Here is a 21316-nt window from a genome sequence, read left to right as displayed (position 1 = left end):
GTCAGCCGCTGGAGCGGCGGTTCGTGACGATCACAGAGAGCGCGGTTCTTGACGGTGTCCGTACGGAGGCTGACGGGTCGCTGACCCTGGTGTTCGCGGAGCCCGGCGGCTACGGACGGACGGAGCTGACCGTCGCCGCGCGGCAGGTGGAGAGTCTGCGGGCACTGCTCGGCTGTGGGCACGTGTTGACGGCCGTCAGTACCCGCCCGGTCGAGTCGCTCGACGCGTCGGCGACGTACACCTGGGCAGCGGACGGCGGTGTGTCATGACCGACGCCGACCGGATCGCCCAGGCCCAGCACATCATCGCCTGTGGCCTGATCGGCGACGACTCTGACGACACTGCCCACAACATCGCCGAAGCTCTGGCGAAGGCCGGGCTGTTGGCAGGGGTCAGTGACGTCGCCGAGGGACTGACGGAGCCGCTCGACCTCGTGCCGATCAAGAACGCCATCCCGTACTACCCCGGGCCCTGGACGTACGAGCTCGCAGACGGCAGAAACAGCTGGCTCATCGGCTACCCGACCGACAATCCGGACGCGGGACTGATCGCCACCATCCCCGACTACGGCGAGTACATCGCCGAGTTCATCGCCCGTGCCCGGACCGATGTTCCGGACCTCGTTGCTGAAGTCGAGCGCCTTCGGGCGGCACTGGCCGCCGCACAGTGGGTGTCGTCGTGACGTTGTCGACGGCCCGTGACCAGATCCCGGAGATCACCGTCTTTCTCGCGGCCACGCACGTGGAACGGGCCGCCGCGGTCCGGCGGTTGGTGGCCCGCATGGCCCGTGACGTTCCCGACGAGCTGGGGCTGCTGGACGCGCTCGGGCTCAGCTCCACCCCCGCACCCATCGAGGAGGACTCGTGCGCTTCATGACCCGTCGGCGGCTCGCCGACCTGATGAACAAGAGCTACACCGACGGCCACAGCACCGGCCGGGCCGGGTCCCGGATCGAGCACGACGCCGACCTCAGGCCGCTCGGCCGCCGCATCGCGGAGCTGTCCGAGCTGGTGGAGCGGGGCCGGGCTGTGGTCCGTGCCAGCCGCGACGCCCAGGCCGTCCTCCTGATGCAGCACCAGATCGCGATGCTCCAGGCCGCGAACGAGGCGATGGACGTCCCGTGGGGCGCGGACGTCAGCGTGGAGGACTGGCGGCGCGCGGTCACCGACCTGGCCGCCCGGTACGCCGCCGAGCGCCTGGCCGGTGAGGCAGCGTGAGTTCCGCGATGTACGACCGCGTCCGCGACGGGATCATCTCCACCTGCCAGGACCGGGGCATCGACCTGACCGCCGGCCAGGTCGCCGCGCTGGTGCACGGCGTCACCGCCGGACTGCGGGCGCCGGCCCGGGCGGTGGACCTGTCCCGCCGTGAGGAGCAGGTCCTGCTCGGTATGGCGCGCGGCCTCGGCAATGCAGAGATCGGCCGGGAGCTGTTCCTCTGCGAGGACACGGTCAAGTCCCACGCACGCCGGCTGTTCAGGAAGCTCGGTGCCCGCGACCGGGCGCATGCCGTCGGACTGGGGTTCGCCCGCGGGCTGCTGACGGACGAGGACGTCCTGCCCGCGCCGGACGCCCGGGAGGCGGCATGATCCGCCACGCCCCGCCCAAGCTCCCGGTGGACGAGCGGGTGAAGCGGATCTGCCCCAGCTGCCGCCAGTGGTTCCGGACCGCACCCGGCATGGACCGCGGCGTCGAGTGCGTCAGCTGTCCGGTGACAGTCGCCGCTGCCGCGCACATCGCCGCCCGCGACCACGCCCACCTGCTGCGCACCACCACCACGGAGGCGACCCAGTGACCCCCACGCCCGATGAGACGAACAGCCTGGTCCCGGACGAAGTGGCCGCGCACGTCCTGGCGCACTTCGGACACGGCGGCTACGAGGCCGGGGACTTCACCCGGCAGCTGATCAAACTGATCGACTGGGCCGACGAAGACAACCAGGCCCGTCTCCGGCTGGGTTTCCCACACTACGTGGACGCGGTCCGCCTGGTGCAGTACACCCCGCACGGCGTCGCGAACCTCCAGCGCATCGTCCGCGGTGATGCCGGATGACCGACACCGCACTGGCCGCCCCCGTCATGGGGGCGGCCCCCGGGCCCCAGCCTCTCCAAGCCGGCGTCTACGACGGGATGCCCGCGCAGGAGTACCACGCCTGCCGCCAGTCCCTGTCCTCGTCCGGCGCCCGGAAACTCCACGCCCCCAGCTGCCCGGCCCTGTTCCGGTACGAGCAGGACAACCCGCCGCACTACAAGGACTGCTTCGACTTCGGCCAGGCCGCGCACCACCTGGTCCTCGGCGACGGCCCCCAGCTGATCGTGGTCGACGCCGCCGACTGGCGGACCAAAGCCGCGCAGCAGCAGCGCGACGAAGCCCGCGACCAGGGCGCTGTCCCTCTCCTGACCGCCGACTACGAGCAGGTCGTCGCGATGGCCGAAGCGCTCCACGGCCACCCCGTCGCCCGCAGTCTGTTCGCGCCGGGCAGCGGCCGGCCCGAGCAGTCCCTGTTCTGGCAGGACGGACCGACCGGCGTGTGGAGGCGGGCCCGTCCGGACTGGCTTCCCCACCCCGGCCCGGGGCGTCTGATCGTGCCCGACTACAAGACCACGCGTAGTGCCGCGCCGGACGCCCTCCAGAAGTCGATGCACGACTACGGCTACCACCAGCAGGCCGCCTGGTATCTCGACGCCGTCCAGGCGCTCGAACTCGCAGGCCGGGACGCCGCGTTCGTCTTCGTGTTCCAGGACAAGACCCCGCCGTACCTGGTGACGGTCGTCCAGCCGGACCCGGTGGCGATGCGCATCGGCGCGGCCCTCAACCGCAGGGCCCTGGAGGTCTACCACCACTGCACGGCCGAAGACCACTGGCCCGGCTACAGCGACGACATCGAAGTCATCGGCATCCCGACCTGGGCAGAGAACCGCTTCCACGAGGAGACACGGTGAACCACTCCGCCGAACCCCACACACCCGCAGCACCGACGCCCGCGCGGATCGGGCAGGCCACCGCGGTCGAGCAGTCCCGTGCGGTCGCCGAGGTCCAGGCGGCGGTCGTCGTCGCCCAGCAGTGCCCGCGCAACATCCAGGCCGCCGTCGCCGAAATGCGGCAGTCGAGCCAGCAGACGGCCCTCGCCGAGAAGGCGTTCTTCCGGTTCCCCCGCGCGGGGCAGACGGTGTCCGGACCGTCCGTGCACCTGGCCCGGGAGCTGGCCCGCTGCTGGGGCAACGTCGAGTACGGCCTCGTCGAGATGCGGCGTGACGACGGCTACGGCCAGTCCGAGATGCGGGCCTTCGCGTGGGACGTCCAGACCAACTCCCGCAACAGTTCGACGTTCATCGTTCCGCATCGCCGCGACACCAAGACCGGCGTCAAGGAACTCACCGACATGCGGGATATCTACGAGAACAACGCCAACAACGGGGCCCGCAGGGTCCGGGAGGCGATCTTCGCGATCCTGCCCCTGTGGTTCGTGGAAGAAGCCAAGGAGCTGTGCGCCAGGACGTTGCGGGACGGCGGCGGTAAACCACTGCCGCAGCGCATCGCTGACGCCATCCGGGCGTTCGAGGGCCTGGGGATCACCTCCGACCGGATCGAGGACAAGTTCGGCCGGCCGTCGGGGAAGTGGACGGAGCATGACGTCGCCCAGCTGGGCGTGATGTTCAAGAGCATCGACCGGGGCGAGGTCACGGTCGACGATGAGTTCCCTCAGCGGCGGGTGACTGTGGCCGAGGTCCAGGCCCAAGTGTCCCCGCCCGCTGATCCTGTCGAGTCGCCGGAGCCCGCGCAGTGGCCGTCGACCGCGCGGCCTGGCGGTGAGTCGTGACCGCCCCGTGGGTGGATGCCGCTGCTGATGTGGCGCTGGGGGTGCTGCGGGTCCTGCACCTGGTGCCGCAGCAGCCCGTCGTGAAGATCGACCCCGCGTGGGTCGACGTCGTCCGCCGGCGGGACGCCCGCGCCGCCCAGGCCGACACCGACCGGGCCGCCCTCGAGGCGGACATCGCAGGCGGGCCGTCGCCCGAGCTGCTCGCCCGGTGGATCGCCGAACGCGATGCCGTGGATGCCCTGCTCGCCGATCTCGCCTACCTGGTCGACCACTTCGACCAGCACCCCGACCACAGCAAAGAAGGGAACTGATCATGACCCCGATCGAGCACTACCGCGAGGCGGAGCGGATCCTCAAGCTGGCCGCTCAGAACCCTGCCGGCGGGGACGTCGTCGCAAGGGCCGCCCGGGCGCAGGCGCACGCGATGCTCGCCCTCGCCGGAGCCCAGCCGGTCCTCGCCGCCGGGCTGTACGCCGGGCCGGACGTCCCGGTCGCGCAGCACTGGCCGGCGGACGACCGTGCCGCGGCTCTCGGGGGGTTGGCGTGATCCCCGTCGAGCTGCTTACCCGTGACGATCCGACGGTCGCCATCCCTGCCATCGGCGTGCGGGACGTGGCCGTCAGCCTCGCGGACGTGCTGCCGCTGCACCTGTGGCCGGACGGCTACACCGAGGACCCGTGCCTCGCTGAGCTGGGTGTGCTCCGGCTGCACCGCGACGGGCAGTGCTGCCACTGTGCGGCGCCGCCGAGGTCCCTGTGATGGCCGCGCTGCTGATCGGCCTGGCCGTGCTCCACGTCGGAGCGTGGGGAGTCCTGTGGGCGCTGTGCGCGACCGCACGGCCCGACGAGTTCCAGGACGGTGCCGCGTGATCCGCATCATCCGTACGCGACGGCTCCGCAACCTCCTAGCGGATCTCGACCGGGAGCGGACCCTCGCCGACGACGTCCTCGAGGAGCTGCGCGAAGTCACCGAAGAACGCGACCGGGCCCGTCGCGATGCACGTTCCGACTGACCCGCCGCCGGCCTGCCTGAACGGCTTCCAGGTGAAGGACCTCGACAGTCCGCTCGCCCGCGCCTGGTTCGAATGCCCCTGCGGCTGGGGCCGGTTCGCCGACGGCCGGTACGCCGTCATCGACCTCGTCCAGACGCTCATCCCTGATCACAAGAAGACTTGCCCGAGGAGGGCCGTATGAGCGACTGGCGACACGTAGCTGCCTGCCGGGACGAAGACCCGGAGTTGTTCTTCCCTGTCGGCAACACCGGCTCGGCCCTGTTGCAGATCGAGGAGGCGAAGGCGGTCTGCCGTCGGTGTCCCGTCGAGGAAGTTTGTCTGCTGTGGGCCCTCGAAACCGGACAGGACGCCGGAGTTTGGGGCGGCATGAGTGAGGACGAACGCCGGTCCCTCAAACGCCGCGCCGCCCGGAACCGAGCACGCACCGCGGCCTGAGACCGACACACAACGACCGGAGGACCCAATGACCGACCACTACGACCACTACGACGACTGCGACGCCGAGCGTGTCGAGGGCGGTTGGCCCTGCGACTGCGAGAACCAGCGTCAGGCCGAGCACGCGAAGGAAACGGTCGACGCCGCCATCGAGGCGGGCCTCGCCTCCGGTCTCATGACCGACGCCGAAGCCGGAGAGCTCCCCGGCGGCTCCTGAAAGCCCGGGGTCCGGCGGGCGGCACCGACCCCGCCGGACCCCGCACCAACCACCCCGGCACCCGCGAGAACAGGACACCCATGACCCGCACCACCGTTTGGCACACCGACCTGATCCGCGAATCCGCGCACACCCTCAACGAACCGGGCGTCATCCCCGAAAGCGACGACCCCCGCGCCGCGCTCAGGAACCTCGGCCACACGCTCGACCACCTCGCCGATGCCGTCGGCCCACTGCTGGAGCGCGCCGGCCTCACCCAGGACGACCCGGACATCGGCGCGGAACTCCGCGCGATCCGTACCGGCCTCGCCGCCGCCTCCCGTGGGTTCCACACCGCCGCCAACAACACCTGACCCGTACGGCCCGTACGTGACGAAGGCCCGGCCGTTCGGCCGGGCCCGGGAAGGAGGGGACGTGTCAGGACTGCTGCTCGCGCAGGCGTTTTCGGTGGGCAGCCACTTCGCGCTTGATGTAGACGCGCAGGTCGTCCGAGCGGGACAGGCCCTTGTCGGCACACACCTCGGCGTAGGTGTCCCACGTCTCGGTGTCGAGCCGGAAGACGCGGTTCGCCATGGGTTCGCGGGTGGTTGCCATGGCAAAAGACTAGCCCACGCATTGCGTCCAAGTCGACACTCCGGCGGTTCATCGCACGCGTAACGCATATGCGTTTCGGCCTGCATGATGGTAGCGTTTTGCATATGCGATCAGTGTTTCTGATCAACCCGCTCAACCCTGCACGCCTCCGCTCCTGCAACAGAAGGGGACACGCGCCTGATGGCCCGCACCCGCAGTCCTCTGACGTCCTGCGCGACCCGAAAGAAGACCTTCTTGAGCATCGAGGCCACGCAGTGGGCGATGGACGAGGCACCCATGCTGCTCACCGACAAGGGCAGGCCGGACTCCACGGCCCGGCACGTCCTGCAGGCCCTGGCCGAGCACGCGCACTCCGACGGCAGCGACGCCCGCCCGTCGGTCCTGCGCATCCAGTACCGGACCGGGTACGACCGGCGGACGGTGCAGCGGGCACTGCGCCGTCTGGAGAGCGGCGGGCTGGTGTCCGCGTACGGCGTGGTGAACGGTTGTGTCCGCTACCGGCTGGCGATGGCGAAGGTCCGGCCCGCGTCGGACTGGTCGGAGCTGGAGGCCGCGGAGGAACGCGACCGGTCCTCGGCCGCCGAGAGGAAGCGGCGGTCCCGCGACAAGGGCGTCACGCACTCAGACGACGTGACGGTCACGCACTCAGAGTCCGCGACAGTCACGCACTCAGACGACGTGACATCCCCTATGTCACGCACTCAGAGTGCGGCCGTCACGCACTCAGCGCCGCCCGAACCGTCTATGAACCGTCCTTTGTTTGTTTCTAAAGAACACACACCCCGCGCGAACCCCCCGGACACATCCCCCGGACCGGCCGCCGACGGTTTCGACGCCTTCTGGTCCACGTACCCCCGCAAGGTCGCCAAGGGCAGTGCCCGCAAGGCCTTCGCCGCCGCCGTCAAGAACGGCCAGAACCCCGACGAACTCGCTGCCGTCGCCGCCCGCTACGCCGCCCACACCCGCCTGTGCAACACCGCACAGCAATACATCCCCCACCCCGCGACCTGGCTCAACGGCGAGCGCTACGACGACTACATCCCCACCCCCGAAGAAAACCGCACCGAGACCGGCGCGACCGGAGGCCACAAGCCGTTCCGCAACCCCGCATCGGACGACGCCTACTACGAAGAGATCAAGAGCGGAGACACCCCATGACGCCCACACCCGAACCCGACTGGCGCATCCGCCGCGCCCTCGACCGCTGCGACCGACTGTTCCCCCGCCGCTACACCACCGCCCACGCCGACCTGCCCGACGTCGTCGCCTGGGCCGCCGACTACCGCGACGACCCCCGCACCTGCCCCTCACTGCTGCTGCTCGGCCCCACCGGCGTCGGCAAGACCTACCAGGCGTTCGGGGCGGTCCGCGCCGCCGTCGCCACCGTCCGCCCCACCGACTGGCGGGCGACCACCGCCGCCGACCTGTACGCCGACCTGCGCCCCCGCCAGGACACCGACTCCGCCACCGAGTTCCGCAAGGTCGCGCAGTGCCCACTGCTGTTGATCGACGACATCGGCGCGGCCAAGCACACCGACTGGACCGAGGAGGTCACCTACCGGCTGATCAACCACCGGTACCAGGAATGCACCCCGACGGTCTTCACGAGCAACGTCACGCCGACGCAGCTCGCCGACGTCCTGGGCGACCGCATCGCCTCCCGCCTCACGGAGATGTGCACCCGTGTCGTCATCCCCGGCCAGGACCGCCGGAGGGCCGCGTGAACTTCACCGACCAGGACGTTCGCGCACTCCTCGCCGACGGCGACATGACCCACACGCTGATGATCGCTTTCCGGCAGGGCCTGGACGAATGCGAGCGCCGGCGCGCCCTCGTCCTGGCGCACCCGGACCTCGCCGCCCGGCTCCGCGAACGGCCGCTGAGCCACAGCGATCCGCGGATCTGGAACGGGTTCATCCCGCCGGACACGTTCAACGGCGCCCACAACGCCTCGCCGGTCCGGACCGCACTGCTCGCCCTGGTCGCCGCCGCCGAGCAGCGGGTGCGGGGCACCGACGGGACCGCGTCGTGACGCCGGACGCCGCCCTGGCTGTCGTCCGCGCCGCCCTCGAGGACTGGCTCACCCGACCTGCCCCGCGCGGGCACCTGGACCCGCACACCGCAACCGGAGCCGTCCTCGCCGAACTCGACGCCCACGGCTGGGAGATCACACCCGCCGCCCGCCACGCCACCACTCAGGAGCGCCGCGCATGACCGCCACCGCACCCAACCGCCAGCCGCTCACCGACGTCGAACGCGACGTGTACGACGTGATCCTGTTCGCCCTCGCCGGCGGGGACGTGTCCGCCCGGGACCTGGCCTGCCGCGTCGTCCGCATCGCCCAGGGCGTCAACCCGCTGACGACGAAACCCCGGGCCATGCCGAGGGACGCACGACTGATCGCGGCCCGCATCGAGGCGTCGTACGCACGCCCCAACCGCAAGCCGGAGCCACAGGAGTCCGCCTAATGCATGCTCAGCAACCGTCCGGCACTCCAGAACTAATCGAACCCAACAGGCCGCCACGCGGCCACACAGGCCCCTTCACGCCCCGCCCGCACCCCAGACGCAGGAGTCACCCATGACACCCACCCTCGAAATCGACGGCACCCACCACCCCCTCGCCGACTGCGGCTGGCTCCTCCGCCGCCACTGCGGCTGCATCACCGCAGCCACCACCGCCACCGCCGGAGGCCAACGCCTCGACACCCCGAAAAAAAGCCCACCTCACCCTCACCGAAGGCGGCCCCAAAGTCCGCGCCGCAGAGATCAACCACGGGGCGACCGTCATCCCCGTACTGCTGGCTGATTTTCGCGCCCGCACCGGCCACCCCTGGGACTGCGACCAGCACGCAGAACAACCCACCACCTCGTGAAGCAGGAGCCCACAGTGCTCACCCTCACCGACCTGTTCTGCGGAGCCGGAGGATCATCCACCGGCGCCGTCCAGATCCCCGGCGTCCGCGTCGCCATGGCCGCCAACCACGCCCGGCACGCCATCGACACCCACCAGGCCAACCACCCCGACACCCGCCACGACTGCGCCGACATCTCCCAAGTCATCCCCACCCGCTATCCCGCCACGGACATCCTCTGGGCCTCACCCGAGTGCACCAACCACTCCAACGCCCGCGGCACCAAACGCGCCCACGGCGAATGGGACGACGGCCTGTTCGCCCCCGACGGCACCAACGAGGCCGCCATCCGCTCCCGCGCCACCATGTGGGACGTCCCCCGCTTCGCCGAAGCCCACCGGTATCCCGTCGTCATCGTCGAGAACGTCGTCGAATCACGCTGGTGGGGGCCGAAGAACAACCGCGGCGCCGTCTACGACGCCTGGCTCAGCACCATGACCGCCTGGGGCTACGAGCACCGCCCGGTGTACCTCAACTCCATGCACGCCCAGGCGGCCGGCCGCGGCGCCGCACAGACCCGCGACCGCAAATACGACGTGTTCTGGCTGCCCGAAAAGACCGCCCAGCCACCCGACTTCGACAAATGGCTGCGGCCCTCCGCCCACTGCCCCCAGCACGGCACCGTCCGCGCCCTGCAGGGCTGGAAGACGACGGCCCTGTGCAGCCCGTTGCGGCCGTGGGGCAAATACGGGGCCCGCAACCAGTACGTGTGGCGCTGCCCGCACACCTCCTGCCGCAACGCCGTCATCGAACCTACTGTTCGCCCGGCCGCGGAAATCGTCGACTGGACGCTGCCCGCCACCGCCATCAAGGACCGGGCCGAACGCGGGATGCGGGCCCTCGAACCGGCGACCATGCGCCGCATCCGCGCCGGATTCGACCAGTTCACCCGCCCCTACCTGGTACCCGTCGAAGGCCGCGACGGCAAGCAGCCCCTGTCCGTCGACGGGCCCATGCGCACCTGCTCCACCCGCAACGAGACCGGCATCGCCCTGGCCCCGTACATGGTCGAACTCCGCGGCGGCTCCTCCTCCCACCGCGCCGTTACCGCCCCCCTGGCGACCGTCTGCGCCGGCGGCAACCACCACGGAGTCGTCACCGCCCCGAACATGATCGTCCCGTACTACTCCACCGCCGCCGCACAGACCGCAGACCGGCCCCTGCCCACCGTCACCACCGTCGAACGGTGCGGCGCCCTGTACGGCGGCCAGGTCACCGCGGCGGAGGACATGCGGTTCCGGATGCTCGAACCCCACGAGTACCAAGCCGCCATGGAATTCCCCGCCGACTACATCCTCACGCCGCAGGACAAGCGCACGCGCGTGCAGATGCTCGGCAACGCAGTCACTCCCAACACCGCCCGCGACCTCATCGCCATGGCCGTCGAAGCCCTCACCGGCGAAGCCGTCGACCCGCTGTCCAGCCCAGTACCGGCCGCATGACCGCCCGCCCGGCGGCCCACCAGCCGCCGGGCCCCCACCCAGGAGCACCACATGACCTACCTCGACCTCGACGCCATCCGGGCCCGAGCCGACGCAGCCGCCGAACACACGGACGTGCCGGACCTCCTCGCCGAAATCGGCCGCCTCACCGCCGCCCTCGAAGACGCCCGGCGGCGCAGTACCCACGGCACCACCCGCCGCACCTGCCAGTACCTCGGGTGCTGGTCCGAGACCGACCTCATGGCGCTGGGCCCCGGATGGCTGCGGTGCAACGCCGTCCACGGCTACCTCTGCCCGGAACACGCACCCGCCCTCACCCAGCACACACCCACGTGGCAGGCCCACCACCTGCACTGCTCCTGCGGCTGGGACTCCCCACCCGTAGGCCACGCAGGCACCGGCATCGAACTGTGGCTGGACCACCTCGTCTACACCCAGAAGGACAGCGACCTGGCCGCAGGCCTCGCGCACGCCGACACCCACCGGCGGCCCGACACCCCCGACAGAAAAACCACCCGCACCACCGCCGCCACCAACGTCCGCCTCAAACGCCACTGCAACGGCTGCAACCGGTCCGTCGGCGACGCCACCGAAGCCGAGATCAACACAGCCGTCGCCGGCCACCCACTGCCCGACGTCCGCCAGGAATGCCCCACCTGCCGCACCACCTGACCGGTTCGCCGCGCAACCCCGGAGGCACCGTGACCACCGCAGACGCAGCCCACGAGGCCGAACTCCCGCCCTGCCCCGGCCGGCACCGCGAGCCCGCCCCCGGACAACCCGACTGGTGCCTGTCCTGCCAGGTCCGTATCGGCGGGGCCGTCAGCCGCCTGTACGAGCTGTACACCGCCCTGGCGGACACGACCGAACTCGCCACCCGGGCAAGGCCGGAACGATCGTCCCGGGCCAGCGCGGGGACGTTGAGCCCTGAGGTGGAGCACGCCGACGAGATGCTCCGCACCGTCTGCTCCTGGGCGAACCTCGTCGGCGAACACGTCGGCCACACACCACGCTGGCCCGACCCGTCACACCGCCACGACGGACGCGACCTGCGCACCGCCGCCACCTACCTCACACGCCACCAAACCCCCGCCCTCAGCGCCCCGTTCGCTCAAGACCTCGGCCAGGAAATCCTCACCCTGGCGGCAGTCGCGGACCGCCTCATCGGCGGCGGACCCGAGTACCAACCATTGGCAGCCCCCTGCCCGCAGTGCTCCCACATCGCCCTGGGCCGCCGCGACGGCACCGACGAGGTCAGGTGCCGGGCCTGCGGCACCGCCATGGACCAGGACGAGTACGAGATGTACGCCGACGCGCTCATCGCAGCGGTGTGACGGGCCGACACAACTGCGACTCAAGTGTCGGAACCGTCCCGTACGCTCGCAACATCAACGCACTGGGAGCCTCCTTGACGGATGCTCAGCAACCCGAACGCCGCCGCTTCAACAGTCGCGAACGCGTCGCCCTCTACCTCGCCGCCGACGGCCACTGCGCCCGTTGTGGCAACGAACTCGCCCCGGGCTGGCACGCCGACCACATGATTCCGTGGTCCGCCGACGGAGCCACCGACGTCGTCAACGGGCAGGCTCTCTGCCCCGCGTGCAACCTCAGCAAAGGAGCTACCTGGATGGAACTGCGGCCGTGGCAGAATGAAGCGCTCGACAGGCTCCTGCGAGACAACAAGGACTACCTTGCCGTCGCCACCCCCGGCGCAGGTAAGACCACCTTCGCGCTCGTCGCCGCGCAGAAACTCATCGACCGCGGAGACGTCCAGCGCGTCATCGTCATCGTTCCCAGCAAACACCTGCGAGGGCAGTGGGCCAAAGCCGCGAGCAAGCTGGGGCTGAAGCTCGACTACACCTTCGTCAACGGTGATGCGACCGTCGCCCGCGACTACGACGGGGTGGTCGCCACCTACCAGACCGTCGCCACCACACCTCTACTGTGGGCGAAACTTGCTTCCGGCGCCCGGACTCTGGTCATCCTCGACGAGATCCATCACGCCGGAGAGGCCGAGCACCTCTCCTGGGGCCTCGCGCTGACCCAGGCGTTCTCCCGTGCCACCCGACGCATCCTGCTGTCCGGCACCCCGTTCCGCACTGACGGCCAGCCGATCCCCTTCGTCGAGTACGACTCCGGCGGGCGCTGTACCCCCACTTACAACTACGACTACGGAACCGCCCTGGCGGACAGGAACGTCGTCCGGCCGATCGCGTTTCCCGCCCTCGACGGAAATGTCCGCTGGCGTGACGCGGGCACCATCATGTCCACCGACCTGGCCGACACCGACGAAACCACTTTGGTCAACGCGCTGAGGTCCGCGTTGGATCCCAAAGGGCAGTGGATCCGGTCCGTCCTCCAGCGTGCCGACGAGGAACTGACCCGTCTACGTGAGGAAGTCCCCGACGCCGGCGGCCTGGTCATCGCGTCCGACCAGTACAAAGCACGGGAGTACGCCGCGCTCCTGGAACAGCACACCGGCCAGCGGGTCACGCTGGCGATTTCCGATGAGCCCGAGGCGTCGGCCAACATCGACCGCTTCTCCCGGGATGCGTCGAAGTGGATCGTCGCCGTCAACATGGTGTCCGAAGGCGTGGATATCCCGCGTCTGGCGGTCGGTGTCTACGCCTCCCGCACTCGGACGCCGATGTTCTTCCGACAGGTTGTCGGCCGGTTCGTCCGGGTCCGAGGTCCGGAGGACGAGACGACGGCAACCTTGTTCATCCCCTCGGTGCAGCCTCTACTCGGGTTTGCGCAGGAGATCGAGCGGACCGTGGACGCGGTGTTGAAGAAGCAGGTCGACGACGTCCGGGAAGGACGTGCCGGCGCCGGCGGGCAGGGGTTTCTCCAGCTGGATCTGGTGCAGCCGATCGACTCCTCCGAGGCGATGTACCACTCCACGGTGTACGGCGGGGAGTCGTACACCGAGGAGGAGCTTCTTCAGGCAAAGAACATCGCGGAACAAACGGGGATACCCAGCAGCGTTTCCCTGGCGCAGCTCGCGCAGGCGTTCCGGATGGTCAGCGGCGGCAAGAAGGTCGGCACGGTGGAAATGCCGACGGCACCAGTCGCCACTGTGGTGGACAAGACCCTCACCGAGCAGAAGAAGGACCTGCGTCTCAGCCTGAAGCGGATGGTCGGGCAGCTCCAACGGCTGACCAATACTCCGCACTCGCACATCCACAGTGAGCTGAACCGGATGTGTGGGGAGAGCAGCATTTCCCAGGCCACTCTGGAGACGTTGCAGCGGCGACTCGACCTGGTCGAGGAGCAGTTGCGGGGGTACCGGTGAGTGAAGCCAAGGCCAACGCGGTCCTGGTCGAGGCGTTGGGGTCCTCGCTGCGGCGGGGCGGGAATGCTCTGGAAGATGTGCCCGCCCTGTTGAAGCGGCTGCTTCAGGAGGAAGCGTGGCGGGAATTCGTGACGCCGCGCGGCGAAGTGGTGCGGTACGAGCGGTTCGTCGACTTCGTCAGTACCGCGCCGTCGGCGGGCTTGGGCGCTTCGGTCAGTCTGGTCAAACGGATCGTGTCTGCAGACCCGGAAGCGGTCGATCTGTTGGATCAGGCACTGCTCGGGAGAGCAGGCACCAGAACAGACCTTGTTGATAACATCAACGAGGTTAGGCCCACCGGAACGAGCAAGGAGCAAGCTCTCCGCCGCCTTCGCAAAGACGCACCCGAGCTCCACGCCGAAGTCCTCGCCGGCCGCATCTCCGCTCACGCCGCAATGATCAAAGGCGGATTCCGGCGGAAGACCGTCACTATCCCCGTTGACAACCCGGCGTCAGCAGCTGCTTCCTTGCGCAAGCAGTTCCCGGCTGTGGAAATCGCCCGCCTCATCCAATTTTTGACGGATGATCAATCATTGTGACGGCTGTCTGCTGAAACCGCCGACGTCCGCTCGATGGACTCGGTCACCCCGCACCGGCACTGTCGAGCAGCCCGTGATCCGGGAACTCGCGGACATCCCGCCTACCCGCGCGCCACCATGGCCAAATGGACACGCGCAGTGACCAGGAGCACCGGCCGCGCATCCGGGTCACCCAACCCGGCGGCGGCATCCTCGACGCCCGCCTGCGCTGGTGGCAACGCACGCCCGACGGAACCTGGTGGGCGGTCGTCGAATACGACGGATGGACCGCTGGCCAACCCGACATCCTCGTCATGCGCGTCCCGGCCGCCACCATCCAGCAGATCGACGGCGAGGACTACACCGGAGTCGAACGCCGCCGCGCACAACGCTGACACCGCCAACCCGCCACGTGATCAAGGCCATTGACACCCAATCGACAACAGACTGACGCCCGTACGGCGTACGCTGACAGCGTCGGAATCGCAGACCGACACCCATCAACAAAGCGGCGCCCGGCATGAGTTCGCAGCTCACGCCGGACGCCTGACCAATCGGATCCAGGAGATCACGAATGGCTACTGCGAACCCTACTGACGGCCGTCACCAGCCGTCAGCACCCCGTCTCGACATCCTCTGCTGGGCCGCACTCGCCGCGGCGATCACCGTCACCGCCGCCGCCGAATACCAGCTCGCCCGCCAGGTCGGCTACGACCGCACCGTCGCCGGCGCCCTGCCCGCCGCCCTGGACATCTACGCCGTCCGTGCCCTGCGCGCCCGCCGTGACGTCGCCGCCGTCGTCCTCGCGATGATCGGCGTCAACGCGGCCTCCCACCTCGTCACCGCCGGGATGCTGGCCGTCAGCGTCTACCTGGTCGTCGCGGTCTCAGCCGTCGCCCCGCTGGTGATGTGGCGCGTCCACGCCCTCGGGCGCGACCAGGGCGTCAAGACAGTGCTGACGCCCGTCATCACCGCCGTCAGCGGACCGTCAGCGCTACCCCGCCTGCTCGCCGTGCCGACCCCCGCCGCACCCCTGGCCACCCCGGCACCACCGCAGCCACTGACACCCCCGCCGACACCCGTCAGCACACCGTCAACCGCCCTGTGGGACAGGCCGATCCCGGAGGAACTCGCCGAGGGGACAGCAGCTCATACGGTCGCCGGGCTGTACCGGCGGATGCGCGCCGAGCCGTCCCTCACCGAGATCCGCCAAACGCTCCAAGGCCGCGGACTCGCGCACTCCCACGGCACCTGCGTCACCGCCCGCCAGTCCGCCCGCGACACCGACCCCACCCTCGCCCGATACCCGCAGCGGTCCCAGCTGAAGGCGGTCTGACATGCCCACCATCCTCGGGGACCCCGAGCTGACGACGGACGTCGCCATCCGTCAGTACTGCGAACGCGTCCGCAAAGCCTTCCGGCAACTCCACGCCGAACTCGACGTCGCCGCCGACGAACTGCACGCCTACCTCCGCGAGGTCCCCGACCCGCCGTCGGGCAGCGGCATCCGCGGCTCCTCGCAGCGGGCACGGATCGTCGCGGCGCACATGCGGGTGTGCGCACCGCCGACACCCTCACCCAGCAGCACCCGCACCACACGTTCCTGCCGCTGTGCGAAACCCTCCACCGGTGGCAGCACAGCGCGGTCGACATCAGTCCGTTCTTTGACGGGCTGGACCTCCTGCGGCCCTGCTACGCCGCCCTGGGCCTGACCGGGCTGCTGCCTGTGGACCGCGTGCTCGTCGGCGTACGGTCCGTCAGGCCCGGGGCCTTCGGCGGCTTCCACCACCCCGGTCAGGGATACCGGCACCTCCAGATGCGCGCCCTCATCACCCGCTACGGAGACCTGGGCACCGCCCTTCCCCCGGTCCCCGGCCTGGCCGTACTGGACCTACTGCGCTCCTACGCCCACGACTGCCTGCACTACGGCTCGTACCGCAGCTACCAGCTGCGGGACGGCAAGGTCGTGCGGACCCGGTACGGCATCAACTACCGCCACCACACCGGGCGCAGCTACTCGTCCCCCGACCTGCCCGGAACGGCCGGCACCCGCAACCTGGGCGTGGTCATGGAAGGCGCGTGCGACCGGCAGGCGCGTTCCCTGGCCTGGCAGGTCGCGCGCCTGCACGGCATCGCGTACACCGAGGGCGTCGACCGGTTCGCCTTCCGGGACGTCACCGGGCAGCTCGACGCCCAGGACACCGAGGCGCTGACCGGTGCCGCGGCGCTCGCGCCGCCGGAGGCCGCCGCGTACCTCACCTCCCTGGGGAGGTACCAGGCGGGCGTGAACGTCCGGTACACCGTGTTCCTGGACGACTTCGGCGGGGCTGAGGCCGAGGACCTGCACACGACGGTCCTCACCGCTGTGATCTCCGGTGACACCAGCAGGCTGTGCGTCTGGCTCGACCAGCGTCACGGACCCGGCACGTTCAACGCCGTGTTCATGTCCGCGAAGTACTTCGGACCGGACCTGCGATTGGCTGCGTAAGCCTGACGCACTCCCCGTAGACGCCGCCCCCGGCCTTGGAACCCCACCCGAGGCCGGGGGCGGTCCCCTGTCGGCCGTCGCTACGGCAACCCCTTGAGTTCGTTCCGCAGGTCGGCCGCCTCCCGCTGGGCATCCGCGAGGTCCGCGAGCATCCGGCGTTCCCCTTCGGCGACGCCCGCGCTCCACGCTTCGCTCACGAGGGCGAACGCTTCGGCTTGGGATAAGCCCGTAGCCGCGATCACGCGGTCTACCAGGCTGCTCAGCGGATGCTCCATACCTCCAGGACACCCCACGGAGGCTGGTCCCGCACCCCGAGCGCGTGCTCACTTGCGCTGTGATCGTCCGGGCGTCACACTCCATGCAGCAGGCGTAATGCGCCCGCTGACGATCAGCAAGCCCCGCAACCACCTCGTGGTGCGGGGCTTTTCGCGTTCCCGGAGGTCCCGGTGCTGCCTGTAGACGACGTCGACCCGGCTGACTACACCACCGTCCCGGAGTTCGCCGCCCGTGTCGGCGTCGGCAAGGCAACGGTGCGTCAGTGGGTGCACCGGTGCCGGATCGTGCCGGTGGGGCGGTATCCGCTGCCGGACGGCCGGAAGATCTACCGTCTGGCTGATCTGGCCGCAGCCGAGCACGCAACGCGGGGCAGGGCTCCGCTGCGCCGGAATGTGTTCCTGGCGGCTGCGCAGCTTCGGGCGAAGCAGGCCGCGTAGCCCCTGGGCGGGGTCGCTCAATCAGGTAGCAGCGGATTCAACCCCGTGTTTCGGTGCCGGTTCGACTCCCGCCCCCGCCACCCGCACCGCCGTCTGGACCGCCTACTGGCAGGCCGTAGCCGACGGACACACACCGCCGACACCACCCGAGGTGACCCCATGCCCGACGTCCCGTCCTCCCCGGTCGCCCTGCGCGGCCGAGTCGAATGGCGGCTCACCGCCCCCGACGGCACCGTGATCCGCCAGGGCTCCACCCACAATCTGATCACCCAGACCGGTGACCAGTACTACGCGGAACGGGCTGCCGGGATCGGATCACCGCCCGCGCAGGTCACCGGCATGAAACTCGGTGGCGGTTCGACGGCCACGGCGAAGACGGGCGCGGGTGCGGCCCTGGTCACCTACCTCGCCAACAGTCACCAGGCGCTCAACGGCGGCTACCCGACGTCTGCGCTCAACGGGGCCGCACGACGGATCACCTGGCAGGCGGTCTGGGCTGCGGGGAAGGCGACCACTGCGTCGCCGATCACCGAAGTCGTCATCGTGAACGACACGCTCGCCGACGCCACCTCGACTGCGGCGGCGACCGTCGCCCGCGCGCTCCTGGCCGGAATCGGATCCAAAGGCGCCTCGGACACCCTCACCGTGACCTGGACGAACGACCTCCAAGGCACCTGAGCTATCCCCGGGTAACCGGAGGAGGACGCGGTGACGACGTACCGCCTATGGCCGGCCACCAGCGGCCCCGGCTCATCCGACCCGGATGCCACAGCCGTGAGCCTGGGCACAGAGTTCCAGCTGTCGGCCACCGGCTGGGTCACCGCACTCCTGTACTGGCGGCCCTCAACAGCGGACGCCGGAACCCACACCGGCGCGATCTACCTCGTCACGTCCGGGCTTCAGGTCGCCGGAACCACGGTCACGTTCACCGACGTCGGCACCGGCTGGCAGACCGCCACACTCGCCACCCCGGTACAGCTCGCAGCAACGACCAGGTACAAAGCGGTCGTCCTGCACCCGACCGGCAAGTACGGTGCCAGCAACACTTTTTGGGCGGGAGCGGGAGCCGGAGCGTCCGGCATCACCAACGGCATCCTGACCGGCGTCAACAATGCTTCCGCGACGACCGGCCAATGTTCGTACATCGGCGGCGCGTCCCTGACCTACCCGACGTCGACATTCCAGTCGACGAACTACTGGGTGGACGTCAGCGTCAGCGACACCAACCCGGGCAGCCTGACGGGCACCGCCGCCGACACCGCCGGACTGACCGACGCAGCCACTGCGGCACTTGCCCGGGCAGCAGCGCCAGCCGAGACCGTCAGCCTCATAGACAGCCCCGTCAGTGGCCTCGACGCAGTCCGCGCAGCCGCTGACACGGCAGCGCTCGCAGACGCGGCAGGCACCGCCCTCGCGGCCACTCGGGCAGCGGCTGACGGAGCGGCCCTGACCGACGCGGCCGGCGTCGTCCTCGACGTAGCCCGCACAGGAACCGACCCTGCGACCCTGGCCGATACCGCGAACAGCACCCTCGACGCGGCCCGGCCGACGGTCGACGGAGCGACCCTCACCGACACCGCAAGCACCACCGTGGACTCGGCCAGATTCGCCGCTGACGCAGCCGCGCTGACGGACCAGACGACGGCTTCGACCTCGTACGACCGGGGCGTCAACGACGCGCTCACAGGAGCCGACACGGTCGCCCCTCAGGCCGCGCTCGCACGGACCCAGGGCGATCCCCTCACACTCACCGACCAGGCCGTCACCCAGGCGTCAGGGGCCGTCAGCCAGGACGTCAGCGACCAGGCGTCGCTCACCGACGCGGCCACCACCGCAGCCGACGGAACCCGAGGAACCGGCGACCCCGCCAGCCTCGCGGACGCTGCGGCCTTCCGCCTCGCCGCCGTCCGCGATACCGCCGACACCTACGCCCTCGGCGACACCGCGCAAGCGATCCTGACCCCTGGACCAGTCGACCCCGCCATCACCGACAGCCTCACCCCGGGAGACGCCGTCACCGTGACCATGGACCGCCAGGCCACCGTCACCGACCAGATGGGCGTCACCGACACAGCCACACACGGAGACCAGGCCCGCACCGCCCACCAACTCCGCGCCGGACCACCACAGACCCGGTGGCGCGCCGGACCGGCCAGCATCTGAGCGAAGGGGAAACCGGTGCCCGAACTCCAGCCAGGCAGCCGAGAGTTCATACAGATCCCGCTCACCCAAGGCGGAGCCGGAGCGGGCAGCCTGCCGACCGAAGTCACATTCGTGGCCGACGGGAAGGAGCTGCACCCAGATGCCGCGACGTGGACAGCAGCCGAGCCCGACGGGGACGCCGCCGTACGGATACTGGTCGGCCCCGGCGGAACCGTGCAGCTCACACCCGGGACATACACGATCTACGCCAGGACCACCGCCGACCCCGAACGTCCCGTCCTCGAAGCCGGACCCGTCACCATCCACTGACCAGGAGGTGCGATGGCCTGGGAGAGCAGCGACCGCAGAGCCCGGCTGCCACCAGGCTGGTCGAGCAGGACCGTGCCGAAGATCAGGGCACGGGACCGAGGACTGTGCCAATGGCCAAGCCCAGCAGGGATATGCGGGAGGGCAGGGCAGGACGTAGACCACAGACAGGCGGGCGATGACCACGGTGACCACAACCTGTGGCTGCTGTGCGCCTGGCATCACCGGGCCAAGACGCAGGGCGAGGCAGCTGCGGCACGCGGTCCTGCGGTCAGTGAGCGGAGATCGGCGGAGCGGCATCCGGGGCTGTGCTGATCAAGGTCAGAGGAGATCGCCGAGCTTGATCGGACAATCATGAACGACCTGGTTGTTCGAGATGGCTGGATCACGAAGTTCCCATGATCGAAGCTGTCCAACTTTCGAGGTTTGATCATGCGGGAAACAAGATCCAATGAAGATCCAACAACATGTTTGTTGGGGTGGGGATGATCTCCCCCCGGGGAGATCGCCAGGACCGTAGGAATGCTGCCGCTCGCGGCGGCTACAGGTCTGGGGATCATGGACCGGGACGGTATCCAGGCGTCCGCGTGGCGGCCGATCACCACCATCCCGGGCTGACAGGCGCGGGCTGCGGCAGATCGCCGCACATTCAATCGACCGAATGTAACGCTTACACCTGCATTTTTACCGACATTCGCAGTAGAATGGACTCGTGGAACCCCGACTCTGCGACCACTGCGGCACTCCCCTCCCGGCGCGGGCGAGGATCACCGCGAGGTACTGCGATGTGACGTGCAGGGTCGCCGCTCACCGCGCCCGGAAGCAGAATCCGGCTCCGGTCCTGGCGGTCTACGTCCTGCCCGCCGAACTGACCGCAAGACCACGGTGGGTGCGGTATTCGGCGCGGAAGGTCCCGCTGCGGGCGGACGGGCAGGGTCTGGCGTCCTCGACGGACCGGGCGACGTGGACGACGTACGAGAAGGCCGCGGCGTCACCTGAGGGTGTCGGCCCGGGCTTCGTCCTCGACGGCGACGGCATCGTGTGCATCGACCTGGACCACTGCCTCGAGGGCGTGGTGCTCACGGACTGGGCGGCCCGGGTCGTGGAGGCGGCCGGCCGTACGTACACCGAGATCTCTCCCAGCGGGCACGGTCTGCACATCTGGGGCCGGGCCGACATGGCCGCGGGCCGGGTGGTGAACACGGCGGGTGGCGGCAAGGCCGAGATCTACCCGTCGGGCAGGTACGTCACGGTGACGCACCGCCCGTTCCGGTCCGCTCCGGCGGTTCTCGGCGACCTGTCCGGCCTGGTCACTTCACTGATCACCTAGAGCGTTCCCGACACGGGGACGCTGTTCCCGACAC

The 21316-nt window shown here is 69.7% G+C and carries 36 protein-coding genes and 1 pseudogene; 36 read left to right on the top strand and 1 reads right to left on the bottom strand.

Annotation, left to right across the window (positions count from 1 at the left end; genetic code table 11):
- Nucleotides 1–23: 23 nt before the first annotated feature.
- The 17 genes and pseudogenes from AC0Z36_RS03185 (at nt 24) to AC0Z36_RS03105 (ending at nt 5836) form a co-directional block, all read left to right on the top strand.
- Nucleotides 24–269, top strand: a complete 246-nt coding sequence (locus AC0Z36_RS03185) for a hypothetical protein (RefSeq protein ID WP_485461095.1) — start codon at nt 24–26, stop codon at nt 267–269.
- Nucleotides 266–682 (top strand): hypothetical protein, encoded by a 417-nt coding sequence (locus AC0Z36_RS03180; RefSeq protein ID WP_485461094.1) that lies wholly within the window; start codon nt 266–268, stop codon nt 680–682. Before AC0Z36_RS03185 ends, AC0Z36_RS03180 begins: the two co-directional genes overlap by 4 nt.
- On the top strand, nt 679–876 hold the full coding sequence (locus tag AC0Z36_RS03175; RefSeq protein ID WP_485461093.1) for a hypothetical protein: 198 nt from the start codon (nt 679–681) through the stop codon (nt 874–876). Before AC0Z36_RS03180 ends, AC0Z36_RS03175 begins: the two co-directional genes overlap by 4 nt.
- The gene (locus AC0Z36_RS03170; RefSeq protein WP_485461092.1) at nt 864–1217 is read left to right on the top strand and encodes a hypothetical protein; all 354 of its coding nucleotides are present in this window, start codon (nt 864–866) and stop codon (nt 1215–1217) included. The genes AC0Z36_RS03175 and AC0Z36_RS03170 overlap by 13 nt, the downstream gene beginning before the upstream one ends.
- A gap of 131 nt (nt 1218–1348) precedes the next feature.
- Nucleotides 1349–1588, top strand: a pseudogene (locus tag AC0Z36_RS03165) (helix-turn-helix domain-containing protein); the annotation flags it as partial.
- On the top strand, nt 1585–1794 hold the full coding sequence (locus AC0Z36_RS03160) for a hypothetical protein (protein ID WP_485461091.1): 210 nt from the start codon (nt 1585–1587) through the stop codon (nt 1792–1794). The pseudogene AC0Z36_RS03165 and the gene AC0Z36_RS03160, both read left to right, overlap by 4 nt.
- Nucleotides 1791–2051, top strand: a complete 261-nt coding sequence (locus AC0Z36_RS03155) for a hypothetical protein (RefSeq protein WP_485461090.1) — start codon at nt 1791–1793, stop codon at nt 2049–2051. The genes AC0Z36_RS03160 and AC0Z36_RS03155 overlap by 4 nt, the downstream gene beginning before the upstream one ends.
- Nucleotides 2048–2941, top strand: coding sequence for a PD-(D/E)XK nuclease-like domain-containing protein (locus AC0Z36_RS03150; RefSeq protein WP_485461089.1), 894 nt, complete (start codon nt 2048–2050; stop codon nt 2939–2941). The genes AC0Z36_RS03155 and AC0Z36_RS03150 overlap by 4 nt, the downstream gene beginning before the upstream one ends.
- Entirely contained in the window at nt 2938–3819 is an 882-nt protein-coding gene (locus AC0Z36_RS03145) for a hypothetical protein (protein ID WP_485461088.1), read from the top strand. Before AC0Z36_RS03150 ends, AC0Z36_RS03145 begins: the two co-directional genes overlap by 4 nt.
- A complete protein-coding gene (locus tag AC0Z36_RS03140) occupies nt 3816–4130 on the top strand; it encodes a hypothetical protein (protein WP_485461087.1) in 315 nt (104 codons plus the stop codon). The genes AC0Z36_RS03145 and AC0Z36_RS03140 overlap by 4 nt, the downstream gene beginning before the upstream one ends.
- Before the next feature lie 2 nt (nt 4131–4132).
- On the top strand, nt 4133–4366 hold the full coding sequence (locus AC0Z36_RS03135; protein ID WP_485461086.1) for a hypothetical protein: 234 nt from the start codon (nt 4133–4135) through the stop codon (nt 4364–4366).
- Nucleotides 4363–4578: a hypothetical protein gene (locus AC0Z36_RS03130; protein WP_485461085.1), complete on the top strand. Its 216-nt coding sequence runs from the start codon at nt 4363–4365 to the stop codon at nt 4576–4578. The genes AC0Z36_RS03135 and AC0Z36_RS03130 overlap by 4 nt, the downstream gene beginning before the upstream one ends.
- A gap of 106 nt (nt 4579–4684) precedes the next feature.
- Nucleotides 4685–4831, top strand: a complete 147-nt coding sequence (locus AC0Z36_RS03125; RefSeq protein WP_485461084.1) for a hypothetical protein — start codon at nt 4685–4687, stop codon at nt 4829–4831.
- Complete coding sequence (locus tag AC0Z36_RS03120) at nt 4815–5012, top strand: hypothetical protein (RefSeq protein WP_485461083.1); 198 nt, start codon at nt 4815–4817, stop codon at nt 5010–5012. The genes AC0Z36_RS03125 and AC0Z36_RS03120 overlap by 17 nt, the downstream gene beginning before the upstream one ends.
- Complete coding sequence (locus AC0Z36_RS03115) at nt 5009–5266, top strand: WhiB family transcriptional regulator (RefSeq protein ID WP_485461082.1); 258 nt, start codon at nt 5009–5011, stop codon at nt 5264–5266. The genes AC0Z36_RS03120 and AC0Z36_RS03115 overlap by 4 nt, the downstream gene beginning before the upstream one ends.
- Nucleotides 5267–5294: 28 nt before the next feature.
- Nucleotides 5295–5483 carry a hypothetical protein gene (locus tag AC0Z36_RS03110; RefSeq protein ID WP_485461081.1) on the top strand — a complete coding sequence of 63 codons (189 nt, stop codon included), beginning with the start codon at nt 5295–5297 and terminating at the stop codon, nt 5481–5483.
- An 80-nt stretch (nt 5484–5563) separates the two neighbouring features.
- Nucleotides 5564–5836, top strand: a complete 273-nt coding sequence (locus AC0Z36_RS03105) for a hypothetical protein (RefSeq protein ID WP_485461080.1) — start codon at nt 5564–5566, stop codon at nt 5834–5836.
- 64 nt (nt 5837–5900) lie between these two features.
- Here the strand turns inward: AC0Z36_RS03105 and AC0Z36_RS03100 are convergent, their stop codons facing one another.
- On the bottom strand, nt 5901–6077 hold the full coding sequence (locus AC0Z36_RS03100; RefSeq protein WP_485461079.1) for a hypothetical protein: 177 nt from the start codon (nt 6075–6077) through the stop codon (nt 5901–5903).
- Between the two features lie 234 nt (nt 6078–6311).
- Between AC0Z36_RS03100 and AC0Z36_RS03095 the strand changes: the two genes are divergently transcribed.
- The 19 genes from AC0Z36_RS03095 (at nt 6312) to AC0Z36_RS03005 (ending at nt 21282) form a co-directional block, all read left to right on the top strand.
- Complete coding sequence (locus tag AC0Z36_RS03095; protein WP_485461078.1) at nt 6312–7235, top strand: helix-turn-helix domain-containing protein; 924 nt, start codon at nt 6312–6314, stop codon at nt 7233–7235.
- Nucleotides 7232–7801, top strand: coding sequence for an ATP-binding protein (locus AC0Z36_RS03090; protein WP_485461077.1), 570 nt, complete (start codon nt 7232–7234; stop codon nt 7799–7801). The genes AC0Z36_RS03095 and AC0Z36_RS03090 overlap by 4 nt, the downstream gene beginning before the upstream one ends.
- Complete coding sequence (locus AC0Z36_RS03085; RefSeq protein ID WP_485461076.1) at nt 7798–8109, top strand: hypothetical protein; 312 nt, start codon at nt 7798–7800, stop codon at nt 8107–8109. The genes AC0Z36_RS03090 and AC0Z36_RS03085 overlap by 4 nt, the downstream gene beginning before the upstream one ends.
- A complete protein-coding gene (locus AC0Z36_RS03080; protein ID WP_485461075.1) occupies nt 8106–8291 on the top strand; it encodes a hypothetical protein in 186 nt (61 codons plus the stop codon). Before AC0Z36_RS03085 ends, AC0Z36_RS03080 begins: the two co-directional genes overlap by 4 nt.
- The gene (locus AC0Z36_RS03075; RefSeq protein ID WP_485461074.1) at nt 8288–8545 is read left to right on the top strand and encodes a hypothetical protein; all 258 of its coding nucleotides are present in this window, start codon (nt 8288–8290) and stop codon (nt 8543–8545) included. Before AC0Z36_RS03080 ends, AC0Z36_RS03075 begins: the two co-directional genes overlap by 4 nt.
- Nucleotides 8546–8948: 403 nt before the next feature.
- Complete coding sequence (locus tag AC0Z36_RS03070; RefSeq protein WP_485461073.1) at nt 8949–10433, top strand: DNA cytosine methyltransferase; 1485 nt, start codon at nt 8949–8951, stop codon at nt 10431–10433.
- Between the two features lie 51 nt (nt 10434–10484).
- Entirely contained in the window at nt 10485–11105 is a 621-nt protein-coding gene (locus tag AC0Z36_RS03065; RefSeq protein WP_485461072.1) for a hypothetical protein, read from the top strand.
- A 29-nt stretch (nt 11106–11134) separates the two neighbouring features.
- A complete protein-coding gene (locus AC0Z36_RS03060) occupies nt 11135–11767 on the top strand; it encodes a hypothetical protein (RefSeq protein WP_485461071.1) in 633 nt (210 codons plus the stop codon).
- Between the two features lie 74 nt (nt 11768–11841).
- Nucleotides 11842–13725: a DEAD/DEAH box helicase family protein gene (locus tag AC0Z36_RS03055; RefSeq protein ID WP_485461070.1), complete on the top strand. Its 1884-nt coding sequence runs from the start codon at nt 11842–11844 to the stop codon at nt 13723–13725.
- On the top strand, nt 13722–14303 hold the full coding sequence (locus AC0Z36_RS03050) for a hypothetical protein (protein ID WP_485461069.1): 582 nt from the start codon (nt 13722–13724) through the stop codon (nt 14301–14303). The genes AC0Z36_RS03055 and AC0Z36_RS03050 overlap by 4 nt, the downstream gene beginning before the upstream one ends.
- Nucleotides 14304–14428: 125 nt before the next feature.
- Nucleotides 14429–14677, top strand: a complete 249-nt coding sequence (locus AC0Z36_RS03045; protein WP_485461068.1) for a hypothetical protein — start codon at nt 14429–14431, stop codon at nt 14675–14677.
- Nucleotides 14678–14856: 179 nt separating this feature from the next.
- Complete coding sequence (locus AC0Z36_RS03040) at nt 14857–15618, top strand: hypothetical protein (protein WP_485461067.1); 762 nt, start codon at nt 14857–14859, stop codon at nt 15616–15618.
- Nucleotide 15619: 1 nt separating this feature from the next.
- On the top strand, nt 15620–15994 hold the full coding sequence (locus AC0Z36_RS03035; RefSeq protein ID WP_485461066.1) for a hypothetical protein: 375 nt from the start codon (nt 15620–15622) through the stop codon (nt 15992–15994).
- Complete coding sequence (locus tag AC0Z36_RS03030; RefSeq protein ID WP_485461177.1) at nt 15886–16770, top strand: hypothetical protein; 885 nt, start codon at nt 15886–15888, stop codon at nt 16768–16770. Before AC0Z36_RS03035 ends, AC0Z36_RS03030 begins: the two co-directional genes overlap by 109 nt.
- A gap of 446 nt (nt 16771–17216) precedes the next feature.
- Nucleotides 17217–17483: a hypothetical protein gene (locus AC0Z36_RS03025; protein WP_485461065.1), complete on the top strand. Its 267-nt coding sequence runs from the start codon at nt 17217–17219 to the stop codon at nt 17481–17483.
- A gap of 159 nt (nt 17484–17642) precedes the next feature.
- Nucleotides 17643–18161 carry a hypothetical protein gene (locus AC0Z36_RS03020; protein ID WP_485461064.1) on the top strand — a complete coding sequence of 173 codons (519 nt, stop codon included), beginning with the start codon at nt 17643–17645 and terminating at the stop codon, nt 18159–18161.
- 30 nt (nt 18162–18191) lie between these two features.
- A complete protein-coding gene (locus tag AC0Z36_RS03015) occupies nt 18192–19646 on the top strand; it encodes a DUF4082 domain-containing protein (protein ID WP_485461063.1) in 1455 nt (484 codons plus the stop codon).
- A 15-nt stretch (nt 19647–19661) separates the two neighbouring features.
- Complete coding sequence (locus tag AC0Z36_RS03010) at nt 19662–19955, top strand: hypothetical protein (protein ID WP_485461062.1); 294 nt, start codon at nt 19662–19664, stop codon at nt 19953–19955.
- Between the two features lie 709 nt (nt 19956–20664).
- The gene (locus tag AC0Z36_RS03005) at nt 20665–21282 is read left to right on the top strand and encodes a DNA primase (protein WP_485461061.1); all 618 of its coding nucleotides are present in this window, start codon (nt 20665–20667) and stop codon (nt 21280–21282) included.
- The last annotated feature ends 34 nt before the right edge of the window (nt 21283–21316 follow it).

This window comes from Kitasatospora sp. UYEF31, from assembly GCF_057291755.1.
This window is presented reverse-complemented; position numbering and strand designations above follow the sequence as displayed.

Excerpts from the sequence above, each read along its gene's own strand:
- AC0Z36_RS03135 (WP_485461086.1), top strand. The coding sequence starts at position 4,133 with ATGACCCCGATCGAGCACTACCGCGAGGCGGAGCGGATCCTCAAGCTG.
- AC0Z36_RS03035 (WP_485461066.1), top strand. The coding sequence starts at position 15,620 with ATGCCCACCATCCTCGGGGACCCCGAGCTGACGACGGACGTCGCCATC.
- AC0Z36_RS03110 (WP_485461081.1), top strand. The coding sequence starts at position 5,295 with ATGACCGACCACTACGACCACTACGACGACTGCGACGCCGAGCGTGTC.
- AC0Z36_RS03040 (WP_485461067.1), top strand. The coding sequence starts at position 14,857 with ATGGCTACTGCGAACCCTACTGACGGCCGTCACCAGCCGTCAGCACCC.
- AC0Z36_RS03160 (WP_485461091.1), top strand. The coding sequence starts at position 1,585 with ATGATCCGCCACGCCCCGCCCAAGCTCCCGGTGGACGAGCGGGTGAAG.
- AC0Z36_RS03075 (WP_485461074.1), top strand. The coding sequence starts at position 8,288 with ATGACCGCCACCGCACCCAACCGCCAGCCGCTCACCGACGTCGAACGC.
- AC0Z36_RS03100 (WP_485461079.1), bottom strand. The coding sequence starts at position 6,077 with ATGGCAACCACCCGCGAACCCATGGCGAACCGCGTCTTCCGGCTCGAC.
- AC0Z36_RS03020 (WP_485461064.1), top strand. The coding sequence starts at position 17,643 with ATGCCCGACGTCCCGTCCTCCCCGGTCGCCCTGCGCGGCCGAGTCGAA.
- AC0Z36_RS03065 (WP_485461072.1), top strand. The coding sequence starts at position 10,485 with ATGACCTACCTCGACCTCGACGCCATCCGGGCCCGAGCCGACGCAGCC.
- AC0Z36_RS03105 (WP_485461080.1), top strand. The coding sequence starts at position 5,564 with ATGACCCGCACCACCGTTTGGCACACCGACCTGATCCGCGAATCCGCG.
- AC0Z36_RS03150 (WP_485461089.1), top strand. The coding sequence starts at position 2,048 with ATGACCGACACCGCACTGGCCGCCCCCGTCATGGGGGCGGCCCCCGGG.
- AC0Z36_RS03115 (WP_485461082.1), top strand. The coding sequence starts at position 5,009 with ATGAGCGACTGGCGACACGTAGCTGCCTGCCGGGACGAAGACCCGGAG.
- AC0Z36_RS03090 (WP_485461077.1), top strand. The coding sequence starts at position 7,232 with ATGACGCCCACACCCGAACCCGACTGGCGCATCCGCCGCGCCCTCGAC.
- AC0Z36_RS03045 (WP_485461068.1), top strand. The coding sequence starts at position 14,429 with ATGGACACGCGCAGTGACCAGGAGCACCGGCCGCGCATCCGGGTCACC.
- AC0Z36_RS03120 (WP_485461083.1), top strand. The coding sequence starts at position 4,815 with ATGCACGTTCCGACTGACCCGCCGCCGGCCTGCCTGAACGGCTTCCAG.
- AC0Z36_RS03180 (WP_485461094.1), top strand. The coding sequence starts at position 266 with ATGACCGACGCCGACCGGATCGCCCAGGCCCAGCACATCATCGCCTGT.